The sequence below is a fragment of the Serratia sp. GW822-FHT06D09 genome (assembly GCF_058799515.1).
On sequence record NZ_JBXALO010000006.1, the window covers coordinates 1 to 11,370 of the forward strand.

Consider the following 11,370-nt stretch of genomic DNA (forward strand, 5'->3'; position numbering starts at 1 on the left):
GGACTGACGCCGGAAGAATCAGAGAACAGATACCGTTTTTACTGTAAAACCGTGGCCAATATTACTTGACCACTACAAAGGCCATAATCTTTCGACACGCTGAATCTTGCGAGCCTCCTTCCCGAATTACATTCCCGATCTGTCTTCCTTATTTACTCATTGCATAATGCGCCTGCCACTCCCGGCAGGCGAGTTTGCTTTTATACGGACAAAAATCATGCAAACAGAAGCTGAAGTCTTAACTGACCATAATGAGCTAATTTGCTCAACCAGTATCGAACGCATCGTCACAGGACGTGATGCTGCGCTGAGCTTGATAGAAATCCTGATCCATAAGCTTGATGATATCTCACGGCTAACCTCCAGCATCGGTGGTGATGTGGCGGAGCATTGGGCGATGCGCCAGGGCCATTCCTTTGACTGTTGGCTGATGCAACCAGTAGATAAAGCGATGCCGGTGATTACCCGCAATATCGATCGCAGTATCTGGCGCGATCTCATGCTGAAGTCCGGGATGTTGACTCTGATGGATGCCGAAGCCCGCAGCCAGTGGGCTAAAAACCTCGAAGAGGGCGATCTTCCAGCCATCAGTGAAGCCAACATCCTGAGTACCTTTGAACAACTCCACCACAATAAACAGGATGTTTTCGAACGTGGGATTATCAACGTATTCAAGGGACTAAGCTGGGACTATAAAACCAACAATCCTTGTTGTTTCGACAAGAAGATCATCATCAACAATCTGGTGAAGCACGACCGATGGGGCTACAGCCTGAATTGGGGCTGGCGGCGCGATCAGCTTGCCGATCTGGAACGGATGTTCTACCTGCTGGATGGGAAGACCATTCCCGATAACCGGCATGATGTCTCTATCCGGTTTATGGATTTTGTGCGCGACAATCCGCATCAGCAAATTTTCGAAGATGAGTTGTTCACTATTCGCTACTTTCAGAAGGGCAGCGGGCATATCACGTTTAAGCGTCTGGATCTGGTGGAGAAGATGAATGACATTGTGGCAAAGCACTTTCTGGGGATGTTGCCTGCGAAATGAGATGTGATGTTTTTATAGGCACCTCTATGCTAATCTTAATAGGAGTTATTAAATGTTATTGAAGGAGATAATCCCTATGGGTTCGCTTACTAAACAAACCATCAGCGCACAGATACCCGTTGAATTGGCTGCTGCTGTTGAGAATCTGGCAATTGAGTTGGATCGTTCTAAGAGCTGGATTATTAAAGAAGCGTTGACCAGTATGCTGGCCGAAAGAGAACGGCGTCACCAGAGCATCCAGGCCGGTCTTGCGGATGTGGATGCCGGTCGCGTAGTGAGCCACTCGGACGTGGTGGATTTTGCTAATCGCTTAAAGAAATCCTGATAAATGGAAATTTACTGGACGCTTAAAGCTCAGGATGACCTGGAGCGTATCTACCGTTTCGCCCTTCAGTACAACCGCCAGCACGCCGATGACGTATTGGAGCGTCTGATTACTGGTTGTGCTGGTCTTACAGCGCATCCGGCAATTGGCGTACAGCAGACTCGGTATGAACCTCGCGAAGTCCGAAAAGTGTTGTTTGATGATTACGAGGTTCACTACGAACTTCGTGACAATGACATCTATATCGTGGATCTCTGGCATACCAAAGAAGAACGTTGAAGAGATGCTCTTCACATTAGCGAGTATTTCCCACTAACTAAAAACTCATTTTCGTGTTTTTTACTCTTTGTTGTGTTTTAATGATATCCATTACTTCTTGGTAAGTGGGGAGGGCATCATGCAAAACAAAATTAAAGAACTTCGTACTCAACTATCAATCACTCAGCGTGAATTGGCGGATATGGTTGGTACCAGCCAACAACAGATCCAACGTATCGAGACAGGGAAAGTTGCGGCCAAGTTAGGGCTGGCGCAAGCGATAAGCGCTGTCTTAAAGAAACCATTGAATGCAGTTTTTCCTGGTAACGATACTATATTGCAAAAAGTGCGCAATCAAAGTAGCCGTAGTGATGATGATCTGGAAAGCATCGCCGCTAGTGGTATTGAAATGGATGGCTGCATTTGGACGGTGAAACTCTGGTTACGAGGGCAGCAAGATTATTTGCTGTTACCCATTTCCCCGGCTGATAAGCGTCGTTTTTACTCATACTTTCAGGAAAGAGCAGCGCCTGATTATGAGCATTTCTTTGTTTTTGACTCTGAACAGCATCGTTATGCCTTAAATGCCCGAGAGGTTATTTTCCACCAATTCTTGTTTGATGGTTTTCCACCTATCCCTGATGAAGAGGCAAATAAAGAAAGATATGGGAATGTCCATATCACCATGGTGAATGGTGGTCCGGTTATTGAGCTTTACTGTGAGCCAGATGAGTCCGAGGACGAAAGTGATGGCGATATCGGTCAGTTGAATGCATTTTTTGACATTCTTGAATCAGAGCCGGAATCAACCGAGCGGTATCAGTTAACCGACATAGATGGAGAAGATGCTTTTATCCGTATTGGTTCTATTGCGATGGTGCGAGTCGCGCTTGACGCGTTAGAACCTGTGGAAGACGATGAAGAGTAATTTTTGAGCTAGTTAAGACCTCAGAGAATCGCGTTGAGTATACATGTGAGTATATGTTTCGATTCTCTTATTTTTAAACTTCAATTATTTCAGTTGGTTACGCGGATAATCACGGTGCAGCCTTGCACCATTAGTACAGCGCGAACAAGAAACCACCGAGAGGTGGTTTTTTTGTGCCTGAAATCCAGCCCCGCGAGTTTTCCCTATCTAACCCAACTCATCCATCAACGGATTGTTGCATCCCGTTATTGCCACTTTTGCAGGCACGTTCCGAAGCCCCTTCAAAGCTCATTTCCATCCAAGAGATACTGGACTAACCGGGAGTGATGATTATCATGTTATCGATACTACCGATCCAGAGAGCGTGTTATGCAACATATCATTGAAGGTTTCCTCAGCTTCCAGAAAGAGATTTTCCCACAGCGTAAGGAACTCTTCCGCAGCCTTGCCTCCAGCCAGAACCCTAAAGCGCTTTTTATTTCGTGTTCTGACAGTCGCCTGGTACCCGAGCTTGTGACTCAGCAAGATCCGGGGCAGCTTTTCGTTATCCGTAACGCAGGCAACATCGTTCCTTCCTTTGGCCCGGAACCGGGCGGGGTGTCTGCGACCATCGAATACGCAGTGGTGGCACTGGGCGTTACGGATATCGTGATTTGCGGCCACTCGAACTGCGGCGCCATGAAGGCGATAGCTTCTTGCCAGTGCCTTGACCCGATGCCTGCTGTGGCCCACTGGCTGCACTATGCGGACGCGGCCAAAGCGGTGGTAGAGAAGAAAACGTGGGATAACGAAATCGACAAAGTTAACGCTATGGTCGAAGAGAACGTTATCGCCCAGCTTAATAACATTAAGACTCACCCCTCCGTTGCCGTGGGCCTGCGCAACAACGGCCTGCGTCTGCACGGCTGGGTGTACGACATCGAAAGTGGCGAGATCCGCACGCTGGATAAAAATACGAAGAATTTCGTGTCACTGGCAGATAACCCTGAAGTTCACTTCGAATAAGGTGATGCCCGGTCTTGCTTATGAAATTCAATCCACGCTTCGGCGTGGATTTTTTTTCGGCATAAATTTAGCTTAGCTAACAGCCTTTAGGCTGTATTTATAGCAAAACACCCTATAAGCTGTATTTTGCATTTACAGCTTATGGGGTGTAATGTGAATAATACAGCTTATAATCTGTACACAGCGATAAGGCAGCGAGCCGCTATCTATGAATACCGTCTATCCGTTAAAAACACTAAGCCAGCTACGTCCTTTACTGGTGGGTTTTCGTAAAGCAAAAGGCCTGACGCAAAAAGACGTCTCTGAGAGGTTGGGTGTCACCCAGCAGACCTATGCACGCCTGGAGTCAAACCCTGCATCAGCCAGCCTGGAACGTCTGTTTAGGGTGTTTAATGTGCTGGGTATTGAAATGGTGTTTTCATCAGAGCTGACCTCTCCTGGATGTGAAACCGAGGAAGCCTCTGCCGAACATAAAAACTCACCCGCCAGGCGGGAACAGTGGTGACGAGATGCGTCGTTCGCAACAACGCTTAGCTATCTGGATGAACGGTATTCCGGTGGGATACTGGGAAAAGCATAAAGGTGAAGATCGGCTGGAATATCACCCTGACTGGATTGCTGATAGTCAGGGGAGGCCTTTGTCGCTTTCGTTGCCGTTCACACCGGGGAATCAGCCTTATCGTGGCAACGTCGTGCGCGATTATTTCGATAACCTGCTGCCGGATAGCGAGGGGATCCGTCGACGTCTGGCAATGCGTTATCATGCCGAAAGCCTTGATCCCTTTGATTTACTGACTGAACTGGGCCGCGACTGTGTGGGCGCCATACAACTTCTTGATATTGATGAACAACCCACTCATATATTTTCCATCAGGCAGCGCCCGCTTTCAGAGGCGCAAATTGCCGAAATGCTCCGCAATACTGCCACGATGTTACCGGGGCGACAGGGTCAGGATGACGATCTACGCTTATCTATCGCCGGCGCTCAAGAAAAAACAGCGCTGTTGTGGCACGACGACCAGTGGTGTTTACCTGAGGGAAATACGCCGACCACGCATATTTTCAAATTAGCGCTGGGGCTGGTGGGAAATATGCGGGCTGATATGAGTACATCCATCGAGAATGAGTGGCTCTGCTCTCTCATACTTGAGCACTATGGTGTGCCTGTCGCAAGAACGGCTATAGCGCAATTTGAAGATCAAAAGGCACTCATCGTTGAGCGTTTTGACAGGAAGCTATCGAGTGATAGGCAGTGGTGGATTCGCCTGCCGCAAGAGGATATGTGCCAGGCACTGGGCATGTCGCCGCTGAAGAAGTATCAGTCAGACGGTGGCCCCGGTATTACAGATATTATGGAAGTTCTGAGTCGCTCGGATCAGGCTGAAACAGATCGCAGGCACTTCTTTAAAGCGCAGATTATTTTTTGGCTACTGGCCGCGACCGATGGTCACGCAAAGAATTTCAGTCTTGCGCATTTACCGCAAAATCGTTACCACCTGACGCCCCTGTACGATGTGTTATCCGCTTGGCCAGTGATTGGCCCGGGGAATAGCCAGATAGCCTGGCAGAAGTGCAAACTGGCGATGGCCGTTCGCGGGAGCAGTAACTATTACCACATTAGCCAGATCCGACGCCGCCACTGGATAAAACACGGTGAAATGACCGGGTTAGGCCAGCATGAGGTTGAATCCATTATTGAAGAGCTGCTGGCGGATACTCCGGGAGTTATTGAGCGTGTAACAGGGCTGCTGCCTGCTTCGTTCCCACCGGAACTAGTAGCATGCATTTTTGATGGTATACGGCAGCAGTGTGCGCGGTTGGCTGGGGGATAATATGATATGCGAACGAGGGATGATCACAAATCACATTACTCTAAATATAGAGGCTCTGTGCCGAATGATTTATCAGTATTTGCCCGCGTGATCATATCAACTCTTAGTATCTAATGCTAAATAAAGCCCTGAATTGCTTGCATAAGGCACTTTACCTGAAGGTACAAGCTTCGCTGCGGTATCCAAATGAACATCTTGATCATCAAAAAAGATATGTGGCCTGAATGCTTTTAAAACTTTATCTTTTCCAACCCCGCCGAGAAAAAATGCTTCGTCAACGTAAACGCCCCATTTTCGTAGCGTTTTAATCACTCTCATCTCTGATGGGGAATTTCTTGCAGTGACTAAAGCAATACGTATTGGGGAGTATTCCATTCTTATAGGTAGCCTCTCCTGAAGTTTTGCCAACTTTTTGAGTAATGTAGCATACGGTCCTTCCCCCATAGGGATGTCTTGTTGTGCATTCTCTTGAGCGTGAAATGCTGCCATCCCTTGTGTTTTATAGACCAATTCACTCTCATCTGAAAAAAGCACGGCATCTCCATCGAAGGCAATTCTGACCTGGCCCTCAGGGATCTCTGGAGCATCTGCAGGAGGATCTTTCAAAATGGCTGCAGCACAGAAACAAGAGTCAATTACCTTCTGTGCATCAGCAACATTTGTAGTCAGAAAAAGGTCTACATCAAATGCATCTAAGTAATCGGCAACCGTTTCTCCGGCGGTGAAGGCCGAACGCGAGATGTTCAGCTTATCGTGACGAATGGTGTTTAATACACGAATACCGGTTTCTGGGCTATTACGAGACATAACAACGACTTCTACTAACGGTGATTTATCCTCGGCTTGCTTATACTGGTTTAGCCCAAGTAATGCTTTGATTAATGGATAGCCAGTCCCGGGCTCAAGTGGTTCATTTTCGTGTTCTAGCATATAGGCTCGATATTGCTCAATTGCACTATCGGGATCTGTTACCGATGTCTCTTGAAAAATACGATCCGACTCGCTCATATCAAACAGTGCGGTAGCACTTATACCAATAACCAAAGTATTACTCAGATCTAATGCCATTTTACTCTCCTATCAGAGCCCACTCATGCCATTAACAAATGGTATCTATCACACAGCGAATTTTATCATACACGCGAGAGCTAACGATTCAACGTTCAAGAACTCTAGGCTTATTGCTTTAAATATCCTCTTCGAAACACTTCTACTCAAATAGTTTTTAAACAACAGCTATTTAAAATCAGCCTCTTTCAGCTCCAACTTCACCATCAAAGTCTGGTTCAGCGCTTTCCCATCAACCCCACTATGGATCCGGCGGTGGCAGGTAGGGCAGATAGCGCCGACCCACTGAGGGTGATCGGGGCCTTCATCGGCCAGGCGTTTTGTGTGGTGAGGCTCCAGGTAGAGTTCGCCATTCTTTTTCATGAACGGAGCCGGTTTATCGCATGACTCACAGATGCCATTGGCGCGTTGCAGTACGTATTTTTTCACGTCCTCGCTGCGCTTGAACCAAGAATTCTTGCAGTCACTTTCTTTACGCTGGCCCGTCATCATGGATGATTTTATGGCCTTGGCACGTAGCTGCTCGAGCGTTTCTTTCTTCGAAGCGACTTCTGAAGTATTGATATCATTATCAACTTCGCGAGCAGAAGATACCGGGAATAAATTAAAAACTATACCCTGCCGCATATCCTTTTTTTCGAAGTCTAAGCATTGAATGTAATCCCAAGTATCACATTCAAACATGCCAATAAATCTTACGCCCTTATCTTTTTTATTATCTTCAAATAAGAAGATGTCTTCGCCATTCTCTTTGTGGTCGCGGATGGCCTTATTGCCCCGAATAAACTCCATTGGGCCTTTCTGGCCTTCTCCGGTATAGGAGAAACTGCCATCAGCAGACCAACCGTCTTTGTAGCCATAAGCCTCGCCGCTCTCACCGGTAAAGATGAAGATGACGGGGAACTCAGTGGGTGTCCAGATACCGCCCTGCAGTTGCCCACCATAGAGGTCGATAAGCTCTTTACGCGTGTAAAGCCTACCTTTTACTAAATGCTCAATAGGGTGAGGTGTTTCGATGATCTCGAAACCGAGGTTTTTAAGTGCTTGGATCGCAATCTTAGCACCGCTGTTAGATTTTATTTTTTCGAATGGTGTTACGAACTGGTAAACATAAGCGGCCGCGACGATGACTCTGATATCGTACTTTTCGTTATTATAAAGGAGTTCACATTTTTTAATTCGTTTGACGTTGTATTTTTCCAGCAGAGCATCACAACCCAACGCTTTATATTCTTCGATGGCTTTTAAAACCGCTTCTTTCGAAGATAACGTCTCTATTTTAGTCGCCAAAACATTTCCCTCATTGCAGAACGGATTCTGATCAATGCGTTTGCGTACTGCCAGCGGCCATGCGTGGTTATCCAGCAGTTAACTCATCGATTTATCGAATGCGTTAACTATGCCAGGCCACGGGGGAAATGCCTACCTTCGTGAATGTGTTTATCGTGATGTGTCAGTCAGATCTATGAGATTTACCGGAGTGATAAGAACGGCACAAAACTAATACCGTTCTTATTATTTATTTTGGCTTTTATTTTAACTTATCAGCTCTGGCACTCCATCTCCCGCAGCGCACGGCCATAGAGGTTACACAATGCCGGTACTAAGTGAGCCGCCGCGTTGAGGTAGTGATTCAGCTGTTCCCACTGGGTGTCGTCGGATTGCGGGTTCTTTTGCATAAGTTCACCGAACAGCATCAGGCCGTGACAAAGCCCTTCTGCCTGTTCGGCTCGCAACAATCGCCCTTATCGCACCCAACCCCATCACCCCAAATCCGCCCCATTACTGGCAATCACCTGCTTGTACCACCAGAAGGATTTCTTGCGCGTGCGGGCGAGGGTACCGTTGCCGTTGTCGTCGCGGTCGACGTAAACCAGGCCGTAGCGTTTGCTCATTTCTCCGGTTGAGGCCGCCACCAGGTCAATGCAGCCCCAGGTGGTGTAGCCGATCACCGGCACGCCGTCGGCGATGGCGTCGGCCATGGCGCGGATGTGCTCCCGCAGGTAGCTGATGCGGTAATCGTCGGCTATCTCGCCGTCGGCGTTGAACTCGTCATGCGCGCCCAGGCCGTTTTCCACCAGGAACAGCGGCTTTTGGTAACGGTCGTACATCATGTTCATGGTGATGCGCAAACCCAACGGGTCGATGCCCCAGCCCCAGTCGCTGCGCGGGATATGCGGGTTGGTCAGGGATTTCACCACGTTGGCGGCGCTGCTGTTGTTGTCGTTCATATCGGCAGACGCGCAGCGCGAGGCGTAATAGCTGAAGGAGACAAAATCGACGGTGTTCTTCAGGATCTCGGCGTCACCTTCCTCCATCGCAATGCCCACGCCTTTCTCGCGGAACACCCGGGCAGAGTAAGCAGGGTAGGCGCCACGGGCCTGCACGTCGATAAAGAACAGGTTCTCGCGGTCTTTCTCCAGCGCGGCCCACACGTCTTCCGGCTTGCTGGACCAGGGGTAAAAATTGCCGCCCGCCAGCATGCAGCCCACCTGGTTGGCGGGGTTCACCTCGTGGGCGATGCGGGTTGCCAGCGCACTGGCCACCAGCTCGTGGTGTACGGCCTGGTATTTTACCTGCTCGGGGTTCTCGCCGGCCTCAAACACCAATCCTGCGCCGGAGAACGGGCTGTGCAGCACAATGTTGATCTCGTTGAAGGTGAGCCAATACTTCACCAGCCCGTCGAAGGCTTCGAAGCAGGTGCGGGCATAGCGGGTGAAAAACTCCACCATTTTGCGGCTGCGCCAGGAGCCGTATTCGGTTACCAGGTGCATCGGCACGTCGAAATGGCACAGCGTCACCAGCGGTTCGATGCCGTATTTGCGGCACTCTTCGAACAGGCTGCGGTAGAAGGCGATGCCTTCCGGGTTGGGCGTCAGCTCGTCGCCGTTCGGGTAAATCCGGCTCCAGGCAATGGAGGTGCGGAACACGCTAAAGCCCATCTCCGCCATCAGCGCGATGTCATCGCGGTAGCGGTGGTAAAAATCAATCGCGTCGTGGCTGGGGTAAAACTCGTCTTCGCGCAGGGTAAAGCGCTTCTCCAGGCCAAGCTTTACCGGCATGCGGTTGGGGCCATGCGGGATCATGTCAACCGTGGTCAGCCCTTTGCCACCCTCGCGATAGCCCCCTTCCGACTGGTTGGCGGCCAAGGCGCCGCCCCATAAAAACCCTTGCGGGAAAGTTGAATCAGACATGAAATCCTCAATTACCCGTCATACTTGAAGTTGCATCTGTGTTGGCTGCGTTACAAGACCCATCCGTGGGTCTTGCCCCTTCGGGGCCGCTGCAAGCAGCGTTCAAATCTGTTCCTGACAGATTTGTCGCACACCCCAGTCACTTAGCTGACTAAGCTCCTGGGGATGTACGGCCTTGCCGCCGTGATGCAACACCAATTATGTAGGGTAAAAAATAGTGTGTTAATGGGTAGCGTTAGCGGTATTGGCCGCAGGCGCGGTTGTCGTTGTGGCCTCTTCGCTTTCCGGAATGTCTTCAAAGCCCAACAGCAGCGTGAGCACGAAAGACAACACCACGGAAAGCACCATCACGCCGCCGACCCAGACAATGCTCATCGGGTTCGACGGGTCAAAGAACTGCACGCTGGTGAACAGGCCGGGCGAAGCCATCGAATGGCTGGCTAATCCGCCAATGCCGGCGACGGCGCCGCAGATAAAGCCGCTGATCAGGCTGGCGATTAATGGGCGTTTGAGCCGCACCGCCACGCCGTACAGCGCCGGTTCGGAAATGCCCGCCACAATGGCGGAAGCGGCGGCGGCCAAGGCGGTCTGGCGCAGCTCGCGGTTCTTGGTTTTGAATGCCACCGCCAGCGAAGAGCCGCCGAGCGACAGGTTGGCGCCAATCTCCGAAGGCATCACCATGCCCTCTTTGCCGGTTTCGGCGATGGTCTGAATGATGGTCGGGGTGAAGATGCGGTGCATGCCGGTCATTACCAGCAGCGGCCAAATCGCCCCCATAATGGCGACGGAAAGCCAGCCCAAATAGCCATGCACGGTGTACACCAGCGCCGAGATACCGCTGCCGATCCAGATGCCCAGCGGGCCGATCAACACAATGGCGATCGGCGCGGCGATCAGCACAATCAGCATCGGCTTAAGGAAGTTCTTGGTTACCGCCGGGGTGATGCGATCGACCCATCGTTCGATATACGACAGGATCCAGGTCATCACCAGCGCCGGGATCACCGTGTAGGTGTATTTCACCGCCGTCACCGGAATGTAGGCGAACTCCACCGCCTGGCCCTGCGCCGCCTTGGCCATTAAGTCGATAAAATTAGGGTGCAACAGCACACCGGCAATGGCGATCGCCAGCGACATGTTGGTTTTGAATTTAAGGGCGGCCGACGCGGCGACCATCACCGGCAGGAAGAAGAACGCGCCGTCGCCAATCACGTTGAGGATGATCAGCGTCGACGAGCCTTTTTCGAACACGCCGGCCATATCCAGCATCATCGCCAGCAGCTTCACCATCGAACCGCCGATGATGGCCGGGATCAGCGGCGACATGGTGCCGACCAGCGCGTCGAGGATGCCGGCGCCAATGCTTTTCAGGGTGATTTTACGCTTTGCCGGTGCGGCTGCGGGGGCGTTACCCGGCATGCCGAGTGCCAGCACCGCCTGATAGGCTTTCGACACTTCGTTGCCGATGATCACCTGGCACTGCTCGCCGCTGTGCACCACGCCCATCACGCCGCTAATCGCTTTGAGTCTTGGCGTGTCGATCAGCGCCTTGTCTTTCACCACGAATCGCAGGCGGGTCATGCAGTGCGTAACGGCTTCGACGTTCGCGCGGCCGCCCAACGCATCCACGATGGCGTGCGAGATCTCTGTGTAGTTCTTCGGCATGGAATATCGTCTCTAAGATATGAATTCGGATTGCCCAAAGGCTC

12 protein-coding genes are annotated in these 11,370 nt (G+C 50.6%); 7 read left to right on the plus strand and 5 right to left on the minus strand.

The genetic code is table 11. The features are described from left to right. Window positions 1-217: 217 nt before the first annotated feature. The 7 genes from AC1RKG_RS15360 to AC1RKG_RS15390 all read left to right on the plus strand — a co-directional run bounded on the left by AC1RKG_RS15360 (window position 218) and on the right by AC1RKG_RS15390 (window position 5,399). The gene (locus AC1RKG_RS15360) at window positions 218-1,051 is read left to right on the plus strand and encodes a DUF4942 domain-containing protein (RefSeq protein ID WP_128772015.1); all 834 of its coding nucleotides are present in this window, start codon (window positions 218-220) and stop codon (window positions 1,049-1,051) included. 76 nt (window positions 1,052-1,127) lie between these two features. Beyond that, window positions 1,128-1,376 carry a CopG family ribbon-helix-helix protein gene (locus tag AC1RKG_RS15365; protein ID WP_108168540.1) on the plus strand — a complete coding sequence of 83 codons (249 nt, stop codon included), beginning with the start codon at window positions 1,128-1,130 and terminating at the stop codon, window positions 1,374-1,376. Window positions 1,377-1,379: 3 nt separating this feature from the next. Continuing rightward, on the plus strand, window positions 1,380-1,655 hold the full coding sequence (locus AC1RKG_RS15370) for a type II toxin-antitoxin system RelE/ParE family toxin (protein ID WP_493183413.1): 276 nt from the start codon (window positions 1,380-1,382) through the stop codon (window positions 1,653-1,655). Window positions 1,656-1,773: 118 nt separating this feature from the next. Next, complete coding sequence (locus tag AC1RKG_RS15375; RefSeq protein ID WP_493183414.1) at window positions 1,774-2,562, plus strand: helix-turn-helix transcriptional regulator; 789 nt, start codon at window positions 1,774-1,776, stop codon at window positions 2,560-2,562. A 369-nt stretch (window positions 2,563-2,931) separates the two neighbouring features. Beyond that, on the plus strand, window positions 2,932-3,567 hold the full coding sequence (locus AC1RKG_RS15380; RefSeq protein WP_020825036.1) for a carbonic anhydrase: 636 nt from the start codon (window positions 2,932-2,934) through the stop codon (window positions 3,565-3,567). Window positions 3,568-3,775: 208 nt separating this feature from the next. Beyond that, entirely contained in the window at window positions 3,776-4,072 is a 297-nt protein-coding gene (locus tag AC1RKG_RS15385; protein WP_260629778.1) for a helix-turn-helix transcriptional regulator, read from the plus strand. A 4-nt stretch (window positions 4,073-4,076) separates the two neighbouring features. After that, window positions 4,077-5,399 carry a type II toxin-antitoxin system HipA family toxin gene (locus AC1RKG_RS15390; RefSeq protein WP_493183416.1) on the plus strand — a complete coding sequence of 441 codons (1,323 nt, stop codon included), beginning with the start codon at window positions 4,077-4,079 and terminating at the stop codon, window positions 5,397-5,399. A 96-nt stretch (window positions 5,400-5,495) separates the two neighbouring features. Here the strand turns inward: AC1RKG_RS15390 and AC1RKG_RS15395 are convergent, their stop codons facing one another. The 5 genes from AC1RKG_RS15395 to ascF form a co-directional block, all read right to left on the minus strand. Next, on the minus strand, window positions 5,496-6,467 hold the full coding sequence (locus AC1RKG_RS15395) for a 5'-nucleotidase (protein ID WP_217331501.1): 972 nt from the start codon (window positions 6,465-6,467) through the stop codon (window positions 5,496-5,498). A gap of 168 nt (window positions 6,468-6,635) precedes the next feature. After that, entirely contained in the window at window positions 6,636-7,757 is a 1,122-nt protein-coding gene (locus AC1RKG_RS15400; RefSeq protein WP_493183418.1) for an HNH endonuclease, read from the minus strand. 254 nt (window positions 7,758-8,011) lie between these two features. Continuing rightward, on the minus strand, window positions 8,012-8,146 hold the full coding sequence (locus tag AC1RKG_RS15405) for a hypothetical protein (protein ID WP_493183420.1): 135 nt from the start codon (window positions 8,144-8,146) through the stop codon (window positions 8,012-8,014). Window positions 8,147-8,230: 84 nt separating this feature from the next. After that, window positions 8,231-9,661, minus strand: a complete 1,431-nt coding sequence (locus AC1RKG_RS15410) for a 6-phospho-beta-glucosidase (RefSeq protein WP_493183422.1) — start codon at window positions 9,659-9,661, stop codon at window positions 8,231-8,233. Window positions 9,662-9,883: 222 nt separating this feature from the next. Then, window positions 9,884-11,326: a PTS cellobiose/arbutin/salicin transporter subunit IIBC gene (gene ascF / locus AC1RKG_RS15415; RefSeq protein WP_493183424.1), complete on the minus strand. Its 1,443-nt coding sequence runs from the start codon at window positions 11,324-11,326 to the stop codon at window positions 9,884-9,886. Between the last annotated feature and the right edge of the window lie 44 nt (window positions 11,327-11,370).